The following is a 16,427-nucleotide window of genomic DNA, read 5'->3' as shown; positions in this document are numbered from 1 at the left end:
CACCTATGTCCAAAGTCCTGGCGATGATTCTGGCTGGAGGCGCTGGCACGCGCCTCGAGCCCCTGACGCGCGAGCGCGCGAAGCCCGCTGTCCCCTTCGGCGGCCGCTACCGCATCATCGATTTCGTTCTCTCGAACTTCGCCAACTCCGGCGTGTACCGGATGAAGGTGTTGACGCAGTACAAGAGCGACTCGCTCAACAACCACCTGTCCCGCGCGTGGCGGATGACGGCGTTCCTGGGCCACTACGTGGAAGCCGTCCCCGCGCAGATGCGGACGGGGTTGGACTGGTACAAGGGCAGCGCGGACGCCATCTACCAGAACCTCAACATCATCACCGACGAGGAGCCGGACTACATCTTCGTCTTCGGCGCGGACCACGTGTACCGGATGGACACGCGCCAGATGCTGGACTTCCACTGCACGAAGAAGGCGGCGTGCACGGTGGCCGCGATTCCCGTCCCCATCGAGCAGGGCCGCGAGTTCGGCATCATCGACGTGGGGCCGGACGGGCGGATGCGGCAGTTCCTGGAGAAGCCCAAGGATCCGCCGCCCATGCCGGGCAACCCGAAGATGTGCCTGGCCTCCATGGGCAACTACCTCTTCTCCACCGACGTGCTGGTGCAGGAGGTGGTGCGGGACGCGGCGAACGAGGCGAGCGCGCACGACTTCGGCAAGTCCATCATCAGCGAGCTGTACAAGCGCGCGCCGGTGTACGTGTACGACTTCGCCCAGAACGAGGTCCCCGGCCAGGAGGCCAAGGAGCGCGGCTACTGGCGGGACGTGGGGAACATCGACGTCTACTACCAGTCCAACATGGACCTGGTGGAGGTGGACCCGACGTTCAACCTCTACAACGACCGCTGGCCCATCCACACCCAACCCAACAACTACCCGCCGGCGAAGTTCGTCTTCGCGGACGAGCAGAACCACCGCGTGGGCCACGCCATGGACACGCTGGTGGCGGAGGGCTGCATCATCTCGGGCGGCAGCGTGCGGCGCTCGGTGCTGTCGCCGAAGGTGCGCGTCAACTCGTACTCGGAGGTGGAGGACTCCCTCCTGTTCGAGAACGTCACCATCGGCCGGCGCTGCCGCATCCGCCGGGCCATCATCGACAAGAACGTGGAGATTCCGCCGGGGATGACCATCGGATTCGACCCGGTGGAGGACCGGCGGCGCTTCCACGTCACGCCGGGGGGCGTCGTCGTGATTCCCAAGGGCATGAAGGTGACCTGAGACGGCCATGGGCGCGGAAGGACTCCTCCTGAGGCCCGCGAAGGAGTCCGACCGCCGCACGCTGTGGCGCATCCACACCCTGGCCGTGGAAGCCCTGTGCCTTCGCGCGTACGCGCCGCACGAGGTGAGCACCTGGGTGCGGCTCTTGAAACCGGAGGGCTACCTGCGGCCGGAGCGTCCGCGCACGGTGCTGGTGGCGGAGCGCGGCCGGCGCGCGGTAGGCTTCGGCCAGGTGGACGCGGCGCTAGGTGAGTTGGAAGCGCTCTACGTCGTGCCAGACGAGGCGGGCCATGGCGTGGGCCCTGCCCTGCTGTCGGCCCTGGAGTCCGCCGTCTGGCGGGGCAGCGCGCCGCTGCTGGGGCTGGATGCCAGCCTGAACGCCGAACACTTCTATCAGCGGCACGGCTATGCCTCCGTCCACTCCTCCCGGCGCCCACTCACGGTCGACGTCCAGTTGGCGTGCGTGCGGATGCAGAAGCAGCGGCCGGCCACGGCCATGGGGCGATGGCCGGCCTGGCGCCGCGGCTAGGTGAAGGCCGCCTTGACCTCCGGCTTGTTGAGCACCACCAGGGCCCAGATGCCCACGGGGATGCCCAGACAGGCGCAGGGGCCGCAGCAGGGGATGACGGAGATGATGGCGGCGGTCATCGCCAGCCCGTAGTTCTGCAGGTTCTTCATCTTCAGCGCGCCGAAGAAGACGAGGCCGTTGAGCACCAGCGTGGGCAGCGCGAGCATCAGCTTGCCGCCCGTGGTCGTCATGCCCGCGAGCAGCTGCCGGGCCCCCTCGGGCAGCTCGGGGTTGTTGAGCGCCTCCTCGACGGCGGGGTCCGTGGCGCCAAACGCCTGGAGCACGTTGATGAGTCCCAGCAGCACGGTGATGGCGGAGAGGACCATCAGCAGGATGGCCGGCAGCGACACGGCCTCCTTCGCGCCCGCTCCGCCGGGAGAGTTCATCGTTCCGTAGGTGTTCTCCATGGTCCCCAGTTCCCCTCGATGCCGCGTGAGATGCCGTGCGGGCAGTGGGCCCGCCGCGCGGCCATTCCACTCGCAGACGGGGGAGCACGCCAAGTGAAATGACGTGCCCCCTTCCCTCCCTGCTCAGGCCTTGAAGGTGAGCAGGGGGGAGAGCCGGGCGACCTCCCGGACGATGCCGGCCTCCACCTGGGCATCCACTACCGGGCGGATGGGCTTGTACGCCGCGGGCGCCTCCTCGACGCGGCGCTCCGCGCGAAGGGTGATGCAGTCCACGCCGGTCAGCCCCAGGGCGGCCTCGCTCTGGTCCGCGCCGCCCCGCGACAGGGAGAAGCGGGAGCGCGCGCGGCCCGCGCCGTGCGACGCGGACTCCAGCGCTCGCGCATCCCCACACCCCACCATGAGGAAGGACGTGGCCCCCATGGAGCCGGGGATGATGACGGGTTGCTCCGCCCCCGCCGGGCATGCGCCCTTGCGCGCCAGCCAGCCGCCTTCGTAGGGCAGCGTCAGGTTGTGGGGCACGTCGTAGACGAGCGGCGCCTCCACGTCCCCGAAGAGCTCCCGGAGCGTCTGGCGCAGCAGCTCCGCCAGCAACAGGCGGTTGAGGAAGGCGTAGTTGGCCGCCGTCGCCTCCGCCTCCAGATACTCGGTGACGAGCCGCGCATCTCCCAGGGGGAGGATGCCGCTGGCCGGAAGCGGCGTTCCCGCGGGCCACGCCTGGCGCGCACGCTCCTGCCAGGCCACGCCCACGTGCTTGCCCACGTCCCGGCTGCCAGAGTGAATCATGAACGCGAGCTGTCCCTCGCGCACGCCCCAGTCCCACGCCCGCGCCCGGTCCTCCACGGCCTCCACGCGCTGCACCTCCACGAAGTGGTTGCCGCCGCCAATGGTGGCCAGGCCCGCGTCGCGCACCAGCCCCTCGCGCGTGAAGGACTCGGGCGCCCAGCGCGGATGGCCCTTCAGCCCGCCGCCCAGGTGGATGCGCGACACCTCCGCGTCGAGCTGGGCCAGGTCGGCCCGTCCCGCGCACCCCAGCGGCTGCTCCAGCGTCTCCAGGAGCCAGCCCTGCACGCCGTCGCGCAGCAGCGCCTCGGAGGCCCGCGAGTCCATGGTGACGTCACGCGTCCCGAAGAAGTAGTGGCCCTTCATCCGCTCGACGAAGGCCGACCGCTTCGCCAGGAAGTCCTCCACGGAGATGTCCGCGACGTGAAGCCGCATGCCGCAGTTGATGTCGGTGCCAATGGCGCCGGGCACCACCAGCCCGCGCGTGTGGAGCACCGAGCCAATGGCCACCCCGGAATCTCCCGGGTGGAAGTCGGGCGTGGCACGTACCCGCAGCACCTCGCCACCACCGGGGTGTCTCAAGGCCGCGAGCTGGGCGAGTTGTTGGAAGGCCTTGCCCTCGACGGGCAGGTCCGGTGGGAGGAGGACTTCGGCGGGCGGCGCGTGAGCGTCACCCAGGAGGCGGACGGAATAGAGGCGGCCGTCATAGGCGACCTCGAGCCCCTCGCGGGCGAGCGCCCGGAGAAGCCGGTTCAGTTTCGGCTGCATGACCCAACTCAGGAATGCCCCGGGGCCCGAAGACGGGCACACCCAGGGGGACGTGACGGAGAGATGAGGGACCTGGGGTCAGCAGCCGCGGTCGCCAGACGGCGCGAAGCCGTCTTCATCCTCCACACACGGGCACCCGGCCCGTTCCTGACGAAGGGAAATCAGACGGCCGCGGACAGGCCGCCATCCACGTTGATGGCCGCGCCGCTGATGTAGCCACCACGGGGCGACAGCAGGAAGGCCACGGTGTCCGCGAACTCCTCCGCCTTCCCCACCCGGCCCAGCGGAACCCCTGCGTGACGTGCCATCTCCTGCTGGAAGGACTCCACGGGCTTGCCCACCTCCTTGGCACGGCGCGCCCACTGGCCACTTTCGATGATGCCCACCAGCACCGCGTTCACCCGGATGGCGTGGGGGCCCAACTCCTTGGACAGCGCCTTCGTCAAGGCGAGCCCCGCCGCGCGAGACACCGACGACGGCGTGGAGTTCGCGCCGGGCGTCTTCGCCGCGATGGCCAGCACGTTGACGATGGCGCCGCTCCCCGACTCCTTCAGGAAGGGCAGCGCCTGTCGCGAGGCGCGAATCGCCGCGAAGACCTTGAGCTGGAGGTCGGCCTCCCACTCCGCGTCACTCACCGAGGCGAAGGGCCGGCCCGCCGCGGTGCCCGCGTTGTTCACCAGCCCGTCGATGCGCCCGAAGCGCGCGTGGGCGGCATCCACGAAGTGCTCCACCTCCCACGCACGTGACACATCGGCCTGGACGGTGAGCACGTCCCCACCCTCGGCGCGCAGGGCCGCGGCGGTGGCCTCCAGCCGCTCCGCCCCGCGGGCACAGAGCGCCACCTTCGCGCCCTCCCGGACGAGCCGCCGAGCCACCGCGGCACCCAGCCCCTCCGAGCCACCCGTCACCAGTACCACCTTGCCACCCAGCTCCAGGTCCACGTGCCACCTCCTCGCGGCCTGCGCCAGCCCGTGCGAGGCGACTGCACCTCGCACGGGGCCGGGACGCCGGACGTCACGTCATCAAGCGGGCTGCTTCACCAGGTGCCGCTTCTGGTCGAAGGCCGCCAGCGTCTGGGCGATTTCCTCGTTCACCGCCCGCAGCATGTCCTGCTTCTCCCGGAACGGGAGGAAGGCGCTCTTGAAGCCGGAGACGAGGATGGTGGTCAGGTCCTCCAGCGACAGGCCCAGCGCGGAGTGCGCCGTCCACAGCTCCTTGGTCACCGTGGTGTCGGTGATGAGGCGGTTGTCCGTGTTGATGGTCACCCGCAGGCCGTAGTCGAAGTAGAACTTCAGCGGGTGCGCCGACAGGCTCGTCACGGCGCCCGTCTGCACGTTGGAGGTGGGGCACACCTCCAGCGGGATGCGGTGGTCGTTGACGTAGTTGAGCAGGTCCCCGTCCTCGCGCAGCCGCGTGCCGTGGCCGATGCGGTGCGCGCCCAGGTTGTGGATGGCCTGGGAGATGGACTCGGGGCCGTAGGCCTCGCCCGCGTGCGCGGTGCAGTTGACGTTGTTCTTGAGGATGAGCTGGAAGGCGTCCCGGTGGTCCTTCGCCGGGAAGCTCGCCTCCGCGCCGGCCAGGTCGAAGCCAATGACGCCGCGGTTCTTGTAGGCCACCGCCAGCTCCGCCAGCCGCATGGACGTCTGCGGGTTGATGTGGCGGATGCCGCAGACGATGACGCCGCACTTGATGCCCGTCTCCCGCTTCGCGGCGCGCAGGCCCTCCAGCACGGAGTCGATGACCGTGGTCATCTTCAGGCCCTTCTGCAGGTGCAGCGCGGGCGAATAGCGGACCTCCAGCCAGCGCACGTTCTCCGCGGCGGCGTCCACGGCCAGCTCGTAGGCGGCGCGGTAGAGGGACTCGGCCGTCTGGAGCACGGAGAGCGTCACGTCGAAGGCGACGAGGTACTCCTCCAGGCTCTCACACACCTCGCCCATGTGGATGGCCTTGGCCAGCCCATCCTCGGTGTCGGCGAGCAGCTTGATTTTCTGCTGCTCGGCCAGCTCCAGGATGGTCTTCAGGCGCATGGACCCGTCCAGATGGCAGTGGAGGTCCGTCTTGGGCAGTGCGCGCAACAGCTCTTCCGTCACCGCCAGGGTGGGCGGCGGCACGAAGTCCGTCCGACGGGCGGACGAAGGAATGCCGGTGGCGCTGGGAATCTCGTCATCACGAATGGTAGGCATGGTCCAAGTTCCTTCCTTGCGTCATCCTCCAAACCATGTCGTCTCGCGCCTGTCCATGCACGCCCTTGCTGCCCGCCCTGGCGCTGACATTGGTGGCCGCCATGGGGTGCCGGGAGCCCGCGACGAGCGACTTCCGCCATTCCACGGACGCCTCATCTCGAGCCGGGCTGGTGGCCCTGCCGGACGGCGTCCTCACCGCCAATGAGGCGGGCACCGTCGTCCGCCTGGAGCGGACCGGCCAGGTCTCCTGGCGGGCCGCCCTGGACAGAGAGGTGGCCACACGCCCGGCCCTGCTGGGAGACAGCGTCATCGCCGGGACGGTGGGCGGAGACCTGGTCCGGCTGAGCCTCGCGGATGGCGCGGTGCAATGGCGCCTCACCGGAGAGCCCCCTGTCCTTACCGCACCCGTGGCGGATGCGGAGGGGAAATTCGTCTTCCTGGTCGCGCCGGATGGGTCCGTCCGCTCCCTCTTCACGGACACGGGGAAGACAGACTGGGAGCGCCCCCCACCCGGAAAGCCCGAGGCGACGGCCGCGCCCCGTGGATTTCCCGTGCCGGTCCTCCAGGACGGCCTGCTGGTGGTGGCGCTGGGTGACGCGGGGCTGATGGCCCTGGCCACCCAGGATGGGGCGAAGCGCTGGCAGCGGGACCTCCGGGACGTGCTGGGGATGACGTTGTGGCGGGACACGCTCTACGTGAGCACCCGCCAGGGCCACGTCCTGGCGCTGCGGCTCGGGGACGGCACGTCCCTGTGGGAGCAGGCCCCCGCGGCGGCCCTGAGCAGTCCCCCCTCGCTGGCGCTGGGGACGGTGTGGGTCGGCACGGCTGGAGAAGTCTCCTCGCTCGTCGGCCTGTCCCCTTCGGATGGAAAGGAGGTGGCGCGCGTCACGCTGCCCGACCCGCTCGTCTCGGAGGTGACACCAGTGAGAGAGGACCTGCTGCTGGTGCCCACCAGCGGGCGTCAGGGACGGCTCATCGCGTTGAACACGAGGACCTGGGCGCAGGCTTTCTCGGTCCGCGCGGACACGCCGCTGCGCACCCGCCCCGTGGTACTCGGCGACCAGGTCATCGTCCTGGGACTTGATGGCCGCGTGCTGTCGTGGCGGCTGCGCAAGACCGACCCTTGAGCCTTCAATCGGGACGCCGCCGCGGGCTTCACCACGCCCGCAGTGTCGACAGTGAGCGCTCCACCCGGGCGGACAGCGTGCCGTAGTCACGCTCGGGCGCGGAGAAGGTCACCAGGACGAAGCCGTCCTTCCTGGGCACGAAGTACACCATCGAGCGCACGCCGCCCGTCTGTGAGAATTCGTAGCGCGCCACGGGCCCCGCTGGGAGCGTCCCCTCCGTGTCCTGAAGCAACTTTCCGGGCGCCTTCAACCCCGCCGCCGCCAGCACGGCCTCCGGGCTTGCATCCAGGGCGGGCACCGCGCCGCGCACCGAGCGCAGCTCCAATCCCCCGTCAAAGCGGGCCAGCGCCGGGGGCCCGGCCTCCACGGAGCGCAGGTCCATGCCCGAGGGCGGCTCGTACTGCACGCCGAGGTCCTGCGAGGAGAAGCTTCGCGAACAGCCGAAGCCACACCACACCAGCAGGAGGCACCAGGTCAGCGAGGCGAGTCTCACGCGCCGGACTCTGCCACCAGCGCATTCGCCCTGTCAGGCGCGCGGGCTTTCTTTTGTCGCTCCCACACGCCTCCAAACCGGCTTGTCCACTCGGGTGCCCGCTTCTCAGCCCGGCATCAGGAAACGGGCGATGATGCGTTTGAGGCCCACGCCTCCGCCGAACTCCACCGTCACCTTCGCGTTGGGGCCGTTGCCGTCCGCGGACACCACGCGGCCCACGCCGAACTGCTCGTGGCGCACGCGCATGCCGCGCACGTCCCCGCCCACGCCGTCCATGTCCGACGCCTGCGAGTACGAGCGGTCGATGCGCGGCCCGTCGTCCTCATCCCAGGTCCGCTTGCGCGGCGTCGAGGGCACCATGGGCCGAGGCGCTTCGGGGACTTCCTGCTCGCTGATGCCAAACAGCGCCGGCGGCACATCCCGCAGGAAGCGGCTGGGCGCGTTGTAGCGCAGCTCACCGAACAGCGAGCGACACTGCGCCAGACTCACGAAGAGCCGCTTTCGCGCGCGCGTGAAACCCACGTAGCAGAGGCGCCGCTCCTCGGCCATCTCCTCCGAGGGCTCCCCGTCCGCCGAGGCAACCTCGTTCAGGAACGTGGACTCGGACTTCACCGCGCGCGAGTGCGGGAAGACGTTCTCCTCCATGCCGGTGAGGAAGACGGCGTCGAACTCCAGGCCCTTGGCCGCGTGCAGCGTCATCAGCGCCACCCGGCCCTCGCCCACCTCCGCGTCCGCCTCGCCCACCAGCGAAATCTGCTCCAGGAAGGCCTGCAGCGCCGGCACGTCCGCCGTCAGCGGGGCCGCGTCCACTTCGGGAGGAACGTCGCTGGGGGGATTCGCCGCGGCCGCCACCGCCGCGGCCGCTCGGTTCAGGTCGAACTCCTGCGCTGCGCCCAGGAACTCGCGGAGGTTCTCCGCGCGCGTCTGAGACTCGTCGCTGCCCTCGGCCTGAAGCGTCTCCACCAGCTTCGTCTCGCGCAGCATCTGGTCCACCGCGCCCGCGGCTTCCTCGTTCGTCTGGGCGAAGGCCGTCAGGGACTCCAGCAGGTTGCGGAAGCCCTTGAGCCGCTTCACCGCGGCCCCATTGAGCGCGGGAATCTGCTCCGGCTGGGACAAGGCCTCATAGAGGCTCACGCCGCGCGCGTTGGCGAAGTCCGTCACCCGCTCCACCGTGGTGTCGCCAATGCCACGCGCCGGGATGTTGATGATGCGCAGCAGGTCCGCGTCCGAGCGCGGGTTCACCATCAGCCGCAGATACGCGGAGGCATCCCGCACTTCCGCCCGGTCATAGAAGCTGCGTCCGCTCACCAGGGTGTACGGGACGCGCGCCAGGCGCAGCGCCTCTTCCAGCACGCGGCTCTGCGCATTGGCCCGGTAGAACACCGCCATGCTGGAGAGCTTGATGAAGCCCTCCCGCTGCAGCGCCAGAATCTGCCGCGCCACCTCCTGCCCCTCGGCCCGCTCATCGCGGTTGAGCATCAGGTTGAGCGTCTGGCCCCGCTGGCGCTCGGACCAGAGCTTCTTCTCCATGCGCCGCGTGTTCTTCCGGATGACCTCATGCGCCGCGTCCAGGATGTTCTGGTCGGAGCGGTAGTTCTGCTCCAGCTTGACCACCTTCGCGCCGGGGTACTGCCGCGGAAAGCCGAGGATGTTGTCCACGTCCGCGCCACGCCACCGGTAGATGGACTGGTCGTCGTCGCCCACCACCACCAGGTTGGCGGAAGGGGGCGGCGCCAGCTGCTTCAGCAGCGCGTACTGCACCGGGTTGGTGTCCTGGAACTCATCCACCAGCACGTGGTGGAAGCGGCGCCGGTAGTTCTCCAGCACGTCCGGCCGGGTGCGGAACAGCGTCACCAGCAGGAGCAGCAGGTCTCCAAAGTCCACGGCGTTGGCCGCGCGCAGTCGCTCCTGGTAGGCCGCGTACACCTTGCGCACCAGTTGGCCCCGCTCGTCGCCGGGCGCGACCTGCATGTGCTCCGGGAGCCGGGCCGCGTTCTTCTCCTGGTCGATGCGGTGGAGGATTTCGCGCGGCTGCATGGACTCGATGCCCGCCTCGCGCATGGCGCGCTTCACCACGTTGAGCTGGTCCGAGTCGTCGTAGATGACGAAGGAGCGGGTGAGCCCCACGTGCTCCGCCTCTCGGCGGAGAATCTGCGCCGCCGCCGAGTGGAAGGTGCTCACCACCAGCTCGTTCGCCTGGGCCCCCAGCAACTGCACCAGGCGCTCGCGCATCTCCCGCGCCGCCTTGTTGGTGAAGGTGACGGCCAGGATGCGCCACGGGTAGACGTTGTGGACCTTCACCAGATACGCCACGCGCCGGGTGATGACGCGCGTCTTGCCGCTGCCCGCCCCTGACAGGACGAGCAGGGGGCCGTCACCATGCAACACGGCCTCGCGCTGTGGCGCATTGAGGTCTTCGAGGAGGGCGGATTCGTGTGGGTTCGCGGGAGACATTCGGGAGGGAACCCATGCTTCTAACGTCTTTCCCCCACCAATGGGCGCCCTTCCGCAGTCCCGCCCGGCCGCTCGGCCCCCAAGGCATGCGGTGCGCTTATATAATGGAGCGACTCCATGTCCGACTCCACGTCCGGCGCCCCTTCGAGGCCTTCCCAGGCTGACCCGGACCGTTACGCCGAGCAGTTCTCCCAGAGCCTCACCCTGCGCCTCTTCGGCGCGCAACTCAGCTTTCCGGAGGGCCGGAAGGTGGTCGTCACCATCCCCGAACTTCGGCCCGAACACCGGGGCGGCGCCGGCAGCGCCAGCGCCGTCAACGGAGGCATCCTCGCCGCCCTCTTCGACTACGCCGTGGGCTGCACCGGCGCCCTGGTGGACCCGGGCCGGCGCTGCGCCACCGTGCAGCTGTCCATGAGCTTCGAGCGCGCCGTCACCGGCGACAGTCTGCGCGTGGAGTCCGAAATCGACAGCCAGACGGTGTCCCTCCACTTCGCCACCGCCCGGGTGTACGACGGTGAAGGCCGTGTGTGCGGCCGCTGCCAGGGCGTGGTGAAGCTCTCCAACCTCCGCTGGGCGTCGGGAGACAGTCCCGCCGTCAACTGACCCTTGCCCACCCCGCCCCACATCTTCCCTGCCCCCATCGATATGTCCGCGCCGGACACACGTTCAGGGGACACCGGGGAGGAGGCGTGCTCCCCGGACGCCTCTGAGCGACGGGAAGACGGCATGAGTGCAGCCGTGCAGGGCCTGCGGATGACGACGCTGCGATTGTCAAAGGAAGCCGACGAGCCGGCCGAGGCGACGGCGCCCGGGGAGGACGAAGCCCTCCTCGCGCGGCGCGCCCTGGCGGGTGAGAGGGCGGCCTGGGACGCGCTGGTCGCACGCCATCACCGGCGGGTCGTGGTATCGCTGCTCGCACGTGGCGTCCGGGTGGACCGGGCGCAAGAGCTGGCCCAGGAGACCTGGGCGCGGCTCATCCAGCAACAGCAGCGCGGGCTGCTGACGGAGCTTCGCCTGCCCAACCTCGCCCTCACCCAGGCGGCCTTCCTGGCCGCGGACGACGCACGACGGGCCCGTCGCGAGTCCATTGCCGGGGCGGTGGATGAACTGCCGGAGCGTCACCACCCGGTGGACCCGTCCGTATCCGCGGAGCGGCGCCTGCTGACCGAGGAGCAACTCTCCCGCGCCCATGCCGCGCTGGCGCAGGTGTCTCCCAGCGCACGAAACGTCTTCCTCCTGGCCTGTGACGGCCAGGAGCTCCCTCATGCCGCAATCGCCTCACGCGTTGGCCTGTCGGTCCAGCGCGTGCGGCAAATCCTGTGCGAGGTCCGCAAGAAGCTGCGCACCGCGCTCGAGGAGGAAACCCATGCTTAAGCCCCACCTCACCCGCGACTCCGCGGAGCAGTACATCCTGGGGGCGCTGGCACCCGAGAAGGCCGCGAGCCTCGAGGCGCACACGCTGGAATGTGATCCGTGCGCCCGCCTGCTCCAGGAAGAAGCCCTGCTGTCGGAGCAACTCCACGAAGTCGCCAACACCTATGCGCCCGCCGTCCACGTCCTCCGCCCGGCCCGATGGGAGACTCGACGTCTCGCGGCCGGCCTGGCCGGTGCCGCGCTGGCCGCGGCGGCGGCCTGGGCCTTCGTCGTGTTGCCCGGTGGACGGCAACCGCCCGACGCGCCCAGGACACTGGCCCTTCATGTCGAGCCGCCCTCGGTGGAATTCGAGACAGAGGTCGCCGAGCCTCAGTCCATCGTCGTGGCGTGCCCGGACCTGGCCACCCAGGCGTCCTGCACCCAGACTGCCGAGGAGCGTGGGCTGCTCGTCCAATATCCCTGGGGCTCGGGTGAAGTCCCGCGCTATGAGGCCCGCACTGGCCTCCCCGAGGGTGCGCTGAGCGCGCGCCGCCCCGTGTCGCTGTGAGGATTCCCGTCATGGACTTCCGGAAGAAACTCGCCGCCCTACTGCTCGCGCTGGCCTCCACCGGGGCCGGCGCGCAGCCGTCGGAAGGCGCCCAGAAGCTGCCAGTCGGCTGGTATGTGACGGAGAGCGCCCCCAAGCGCTACGAGGCCGGCGTGGACAGCAGCGCCACGTGCGAAGGCAACCGCAGCGCCTACCTCCGCTCGCTGTCGCTGGATGAGAATGGCTACGGCACCTTCATGCAGGCCTTCGGCGCGCATGACTTCCGGGGCAAGCGGCTGCGCTTCTCCGGCGCGCTCCGCATCAAGGACGTGGAGGGCTGGGCAGGCCTGTGGATGCGCGTGGAAGGGCCCGACCCGAAGCAGCCCCTGGCCTTCGACAACATGCAGTCGCGCGCCCTGGTGGGCACCGCGGGCTGCAAGCGCTACGACGTGGTGCTGGACGTCCCGAAGGAAGCCACCACCATCATGGCCGGCCTCATCATGAGCGGTACGGGGCAGGCCTGGCTGGACGGCGTGCGCTTCGAGGTCGTCGACACGTCCGTGCCGGTGACGGACCTGCTGGCCTCGCGGCCGGTGGTGACCGCCGCCGGTCCTTCAGGACTGGAGGACGCACCCGCGCCGGTGGCGAAGAACGACCAACTGCCCCTGGGCCGCGTGGGCGACGTCTGGTTCAACCACGGCCGCATCGCCGCGGACAAGCCGTACACCCGGCGCAAGGACGGCGTCTGGGTGAGCATCCTCGGTGAGGAAGTCTACGAGCACGGCATCGCGGTGACGGGCACGCTGGGACAGCGCGCGCTCGAGCTGAAGCTGAAGGCCGGTGGACGGCGCACCCTCATCGAGGGGACGTGGGGTGAGGAGCCCGTCAACATCCAGCTCACGCCAGAGAAGCTCACCATGCGCTGGGGCCGCAACATGCGCGAGATGGCACGACACCTGGACCCGCAGGTGGGGGCCACGTGCAACCGCTACCAGCGCACCGAAGGCCCCCGGGTGATGGACCAACTGGACGTCTGCGGCGCGGCGCTCGGCACCCGCCCACCCAACGCGCAGCTCATCATCTCCTTCCTGGTGAATGGCTTCAGCCCCACGTTGCCGGCGGGGAGCCTTCCCATTCCGCGGCCCCCCGTGCGCAGCCGTCAGGCGCTCGACACGCAGCGGACCGCAATCCCCATGTCCCCCTGAGCGCGGAGGGCCCGTGACCACGGGCCCCGGCGTGAAGCGGGGACCTCCCGTCAGAAGGCGAAGTCGCGCTCCAGGGTTTCGCTCCCCGCCTGCACGGACAGGTGGGCAGAGCGCGCGCCGGTGGACGACGCGGACGTCAAATCAAAGGCGATGCCCTCCGGCCCATGGGCCGGCTTGAGCGAGGGACGGCCGGGGCTCAGGAACACCGCCGCCGTCACGGTCCGGCCAGACAGGGGCTGCACCAGCAGGCGCACGCGCTGACGCTCGCGCACCAGCACCACGCGAAAGTCGCGGCGCTCATCCAGCACCTCGCGCTGCTCCGGCAGGCGGGCGGCGTGAGCGCGGTGGGAGACAGGCGCGCGCGAGGTGCGCGCGGAGCGGGCCACCGTCCCGTCCTCCTCCATGTCCAGCGCCTCCTCGATGGCCGCCTCGCCCTCGTCCAGCGCCAGCACGGCCTGGGCACACTCGCCACAGCGCGCGGTGTGCGCATCCAGCCGGGTCCGCTCGTCCTCGGACAGCAGCCCCATGTCGAGGCGCCAGAGGTCGTCCGCGGTGAGGTGCCGGCGGGGGGGCATGTCCACGGGCGCGGCATCCGCCATGTCCGCGCGGCACGCGTCGCAGTCCTGAAGATGGGCCGTCAGCGTCTGGGGATTGGCCGTCCAGGTGGCGACCAGGTCATCGCAACTGGCGCGCGCGGAGAACCACCAGGCGGCGTCCTGCTCGGCGGGCTCGAGGAGGTCGCGCTCCTGCCGGCGCTGCGGATTGAGTGGGATGAACCAACGGGCTCGGGGATGGAGTGCTGAGTCCAGACTCTGGAGCGCGGCGAGAAAGCGGTCTCGAAGCTGCGCGGACTCGCCGTCGAGGGCACCGTGAAAGCCCTCCCAGACGGCCAGGGCGTGTGCGGCGGAGGCGGCCCGGTCGCGAGCGGAAAGTCCCTCCAGCGCGGAGACCCGCCACATGTCCGCCTCTTCACCACCGTCGAGCGCCACCTCGACAGCTTCTTCCGCCGCCCTCAGCAGCACCGGCTGCAGCGACTGGGGCTTCTGCGCTTTCAACCAGGCTTCCACCTGAGGTCGACCCAGGCCCCGCAGGGCGGCGTCCACACCTTCGGTCTCCAACCGGGAGCGGCGGCGCAGCAGGTCACCCGCCGCCTCGAGCACTTCACCGGGAGAAGCCGTGCCCGACAGGAGCTGCGAGCGGCGGGCGGAATAGCGGGACAGCGTATCTCCAACAATCATGGGTTCATTCCTCCTGGGTACCCCGGGTGTGGCGGGGAAGGAGGCGGCTCACGCTTCCTCCCCATGCGACTCGCGATGAAGGTCCAGCAGGTAGAGCTTGAGGTAGGCCTGGGCCCGGCTGACGCGCTTGTAGCTGTTCACCACGGTGATGTTCAGGCGCCGGGCACATTCTTCGTGATCCTCGACGTCTTCGTGGTGGTACAGGTCCCAAGCCGAAGCTTCCTTCGGGTGCTCCTGCTGGAGGCGGGCAAATGCCGCCCAATACAGCTCCTGGGCTTCGGCGCGCTCTTCACGCCGCTTCCCGAACTCGACGGCGCGAGCCACCTCGGAGGGTGGCTCTTCCATGGCGTCATCGGGGTCCGACGGAGGCGCCGCGAGCTCCTCGCGGTGCTTCCGGTAGAAGTCGATGGCCACGTGCTTGACGATGCGCAGGAAGAACGTCTTGGGAGACGCGCTCCGGCCGGGCATCTGCTCCGACACGCCGCGGAACTGGTCCAGACCCCGGTCGATGAACTTCCCGACCGCGTCCTGGAAGAGCTCGTCCGCGTCCGCTGGGGAACCACGGCCGTAGCTCGCCTGAATCTTGCTGATGACGTACCGCGAGGGCCGGGCCCACCGCTGCACCAACGCCCCAAGCGGACCTCCAACAGGCTCGCCAGTGGCGCGGCGGCGGACCACCTCCGCGAACAATTCGTCATCCGTGAGCTGCTCGTACACCGGAAGGACCTGGGGGCTGCGCCGGGGAAGTCGCCCCGGGATGTTGGGTTACAGGGATGTGGCGCGGCAAGGTACCACGTTGGCATCCGCAGGCAGCCTCCGAGACAAGCAGGGGGCGCCAACCCGGCGGAATCACCGGACAATTGGCACCCGCGAAGTCGGACGAAAGCCGCATGGCGTTCCTGACGGGATTTATAGAGCAGGCGTCAGAAACCGGGCCCCGGAAAATCACCTGTCAGGAACAGCGGGGGCCCGCGTCTTCGCCCCCATCGCTTTCGAGCGCCCGGCCGAAGCGGCCCTACAAGCCGTGGTTCGACTCCACACATATGCCCCATGGGCGTATGCCGACGGGTGGTCCGTCACTGATCCTGGAATCAGCCAACTGGCTTCTTCACTCGGGCGCTCAACCTTTTCCTTCTTGAGGATTCGCGTCATGTCCCGCCGCACCATCGTCATCGGAGACCTTCACGGCTGCTACGACGAAGCCGTGGAGCTGCTCGGCAAGGTGGGCGCGACCTCCAGCGACCGGATCATCTTCGCGGGTGACCTGGTGGACCGGGGCCCGAAGCGCCGCGAGTGCGTGGAGTTGGCCATGCGGCACGAGGCCATCCTCGGCAACCACGAGGAGAAGCACCTCCAGCAGCGCCACCGGGCGGACGAGCGGTTGCATCCCGACCACCTCGAGACTCGCCGGGTGCTCCAACCCGGGCACTACGACTGGATGGCCCGGCTGCCACGCTACCTGCGGCTGCCGGAGCACAACGCCATCGTGGTGCACGCCGGCATGCTGCCGGACATCCCCGTCGAGCGACAGGACCCGTACCACCTGCTCCATGCCCAGTGCATCCGGCCCCCGGCGGCCAAGAGCTACTGGCCGTCCAAGGCGCCCGAGGGCTGGACCTTCTGGACACACCACTGGACGGGCCCGGAGCGGGTCATCTTCGGTCACACCGTCTTCGACGCGCCGCTCGTCACCGAGCACGCGGTGGGTATCGACACCGGGTGCGTCTACGGACGGTCGCTGACGGCGGTGGTGCTCCCCACCTGGGAGCTCGTCTCGGTGCCGGCCCGGAGTACATACCGGGGCGGCAAGGCCGTGGCCCGGTTTCCGGTCCACGGCGACGTGTCCGTCTACTCGTAATCGATTTCGCGCCCGGCCGACGGGGTCCAACACGCAATACAGCTGTCGCGGGTTCGAATCCCGCCGGAGCCATTCGTGGCTCCGTAGCTCAGCGGTAGAGCACTGGGACCGTTAATCCAAGAACGGCCTCGTCACTCGGGCGCACCCTTTCCTCCCCATCCTCACTTCGCACGGGCCGCCTTCGCTGAAGCGCGAGGCACTCGTGCGTCCA

The 16,427-nt window shown here is 69.6% G+C and carries 16 protein-coding genes; 8 read left to right on the top strand and 8 right to left on the bottom strand.

The features are described 5' to 3' along the window. Window positions 1-5: 5 nt before the first annotated feature. The gene (gene glgC / locus FL344_RS12370; protein WP_011551635.1) at window positions 6-1,235 is read left to right on the top strand and encodes a glucose-1-phosphate adenylyltransferase; all 1,230 of its coding nucleotides are present in this window, start codon (window positions 6-8) and stop codon (window positions 1,233-1,235) included. A 7-nt stretch (window positions 1,236-1,242) separates the two neighbouring features. Then, window positions 1,243-1,764 carry a GNAT family N-acetyltransferase gene (locus tag FL344_RS12365; protein ID WP_141591562.1) on the top strand — a complete coding sequence of 174 codons (522 nt, stop codon included), beginning with the start codon at window positions 1,243-1,245 and terminating at the stop codon, window positions 1,762-1,764. On the opposite strand, the gene FL344_RS12360 is transcribed toward FL344_RS12365, so the two are convergent. The 4 genes from FL344_RS12360 to add form a co-directional block, all read right to left on the bottom strand. Next, window positions 1,761-2,303, bottom strand: a complete 543-nt coding sequence (locus FL344_RS12360) for a hypothetical protein (RefSeq protein ID WP_141591563.1) — start codon at window positions 2,301-2,303, stop codon at window positions 1,761-1,763. The genes FL344_RS12365 and FL344_RS12360 overlap by 4 nt on opposite strands. A 30-nt stretch (window positions 2,304-2,333) precedes the next feature. Continuing rightward, entirely contained in the window at window positions 2,334-3,758 is a 1,425-nt protein-coding gene (locus tag FL344_RS12355; protein ID WP_141618658.1) for an RtcB family protein, read from the bottom strand. Between the two features lie 161 nt (window positions 3,759-3,919). Beyond that, a complete protein-coding gene (locus tag FL344_RS12350) occupies window positions 3,920-4,699 on the bottom strand; it encodes an SDR family oxidoreductase (RefSeq protein WP_141618657.1) in 780 nt (259 codons plus the stop codon). Window positions 4,700-4,780: 81 nt separating this feature from the next. Continuing rightward, window positions 4,781-5,941, bottom strand: a complete 1,161-nt coding sequence (gene add, locus FL344_RS12345; protein ID WP_090484346.1) for an adenosine deaminase — start codon at window positions 5,939-5,941, stop codon at window positions 4,781-4,783. A gap of 35 nt (window positions 5,942-5,976) precedes the next feature. Between add and FL344_RS12340 the strand changes: the two genes are divergently transcribed. Then, window positions 5,977-7,068 (top strand): PQQ-binding-like beta-propeller repeat protein, encoded by a 1,092-nt coding sequence (locus FL344_RS12340; RefSeq protein WP_141618656.1) that lies wholly within the window; start codon window positions 5,977-5,979, stop codon window positions 7,066-7,068. 28 nt (window positions 7,069-7,096) lie between these two features. On the opposite strand, the gene FL344_RS12335 is transcribed toward FL344_RS12340, so the two are convergent. Further along, window positions 7,097-7,561 carry a hypothetical protein gene (locus FL344_RS12335; protein ID WP_141618655.1) on the bottom strand — a complete coding sequence of 155 codons (465 nt, stop codon included), beginning with the start codon at window positions 7,559-7,561 and terminating at the stop codon, window positions 7,097-7,099. A gap of 105 nt (window positions 7,562-7,666) precedes the next feature. Next, complete coding sequence (locus FL344_RS12330; RefSeq protein WP_090484352.1) at window positions 7,667-10,015, bottom strand: ATP-dependent helicase; 2,349 nt, start codon at window positions 10,013-10,015, stop codon at window positions 7,667-7,669. Between the two features lie 117 nt (window positions 10,016-10,132). Between FL344_RS12330 and FL344_RS12325 the strand changes: the two genes are divergently transcribed. The 4 genes from FL344_RS12325 to FL344_RS12310 are packed head-to-tail and all read left to right on the top strand — an operon-like array spanning window position 10,133 to window position 13,120. Then, a complete protein-coding gene (locus tag FL344_RS12325; RefSeq protein ID WP_141618654.1) occupies window positions 10,133-10,618 on the top strand; it encodes a PaaI family thioesterase in 486 nt (161 codons plus the stop codon). 3 nt (window positions 10,619-10,621) lie between these two features. Then, a complete protein-coding gene (locus tag FL344_RS12320) occupies window positions 10,622-11,389 on the top strand; it encodes an RNA polymerase sigma factor (RefSeq protein WP_090484355.1) in 768 nt (255 codons plus the stop codon). Further along, complete coding sequence (locus FL344_RS12315) at window positions 11,382-11,936, top strand: zf-HC2 domain-containing protein (protein ID WP_141618653.1); 555 nt, start codon at window positions 11,382-11,384, stop codon at window positions 11,934-11,936. Before FL344_RS12320 ends, FL344_RS12315 begins: the two co-directional genes overlap by 8 nt. A gap of 11 nt (window positions 11,937-11,947) precedes the next feature. Next, window positions 11,948-13,120: an AraC family transcriptional regulator gene (locus tag FL344_RS12310; protein WP_141618652.1), complete on the top strand. Its 1,173-nt coding sequence runs from the start codon at window positions 11,948-11,950 to the stop codon at window positions 13,118-13,120. 50 nt (window positions 13,121-13,170) lie between these two features. Here the strand turns inward: FL344_RS12310 and FL344_RS12305 are convergent, their stop codons facing one another. Both FL344_RS12305 and FL344_RS12300 read right to left on the bottom strand, forming a co-directional pair. After that, the gene (locus FL344_RS12305; RefSeq protein WP_141618651.1) at window positions 13,171-14,358 is read right to left on the bottom strand and encodes a hypothetical protein; all 1,188 of its coding nucleotides are present in this window, start codon (window positions 14,356-14,358) and stop codon (window positions 13,171-13,173) included. A gap of 48 nt (window positions 14,359-14,406) precedes the next feature. Next, window positions 14,407-15,075, bottom strand: coding sequence for an RNA polymerase sigma factor (locus FL344_RS12300; protein ID WP_140788585.1), 669 nt, complete (start codon window positions 15,073-15,075; stop codon window positions 14,407-14,409). Window positions 15,076-15,508: 433 nt separating this feature from the next. On the opposite strand from FL344_RS12300, the gene FL344_RS12295 reads away from it, so the two are divergent. Further along, window positions 15,509-16,216, top strand: a complete 708-nt coding sequence (locus tag FL344_RS12295) for a metallophosphoesterase (RefSeq protein ID WP_141618650.1) — start codon at window positions 15,509-15,511, stop codon at window positions 16,214-16,216. Window positions 16,217-16,427: the final 211 nt, after the last annotated feature.

Source organism: Myxococcus sp. AB036A, from assembly GCF_006547355.1.
In the GTDB taxonomy this organism is placed as follows: domain Bacteria; phylum Myxococcota; class Myxococcia; order Myxococcales; family Myxococcaceae; genus Myxococcus; species Myxococcus virescens.
Note: the sequence above shows the minus strand (reverse complement) of the source record. Positions and strands in the feature narration are given on the sequence as shown.

Bases quoted from the DNA above. Each gene is read 5' to 3' on its own strand.
- FL344_RS12365 (WP_141591562.1), top strand. From the start codon at position 1,243: ATGGGCGCGGAAGGACTCCTCCTGAGGCCCGCGAAGGAGTCCGACCGC.
- FL344_RS12325 (WP_141618654.1), top strand. From the start codon at position 10,133: ATGTCCGACTCCACGTCCGGCGCCCCTTCGAGGCCTTCCCAGGCTGAC.
- FL344_RS12315 (WP_141618653.1), top strand. From the start codon at position 11,382: ATGCTTAAGCCCCACCTCACCCGCGACTCCGCGGAGCAGTACATCCTG.
- glgC (WP_011551635.1), top strand. From the start codon at position 6: ATGTCCAAAGTCCTGGCGATGATTCTGGCTGGAGGCGCTGGCACGCGC.
- FL344_RS12330 (WP_090484352.1), bottom strand. From the start codon at position 10,015: ATGTCTCCCGCGAACCCACACGAATCCGCCCTCCTCGAAGACCTCAAT.
- FL344_RS12340 (WP_141618656.1), top strand. From the start codon at position 5,977: ATGTCGTCTCGCGCCTGTCCATGCACGCCCTTGCTGCCCGCCCTGGCG.
- add (WP_090484346.1), bottom strand. From the start codon at position 5,941: ATGCCTACCATTCGTGATGACGAGATTCCCAGCGCCACCGGCATTCCT.
- FL344_RS12295 (WP_141618650.1), top strand. From the start codon at position 15,509: ATGTCCCGCCGCACCATCGTCATCGGAGACCTTCACGGCTGCTACGAC.
- FL344_RS12355 (WP_141618658.1), bottom strand. From the start codon at position 3,758: ATGCAGCCGAAACTGAACCGGCTTCTCCGGGCGCTCGCCCGCGAGGGG.
- FL344_RS12310 (WP_141618652.1), top strand. From the start codon at position 11,948: ATGGACTTCCGGAAGAAACTCGCCGCCCTACTGCTCGCGCTGGCCTCC.
- FL344_RS12305 (WP_141618651.1), bottom strand. From the start codon at position 14,358: ATGATTGTTGGAGATACGCTGTCCCGCTATTCCGCCCGCCGCTCGCAG.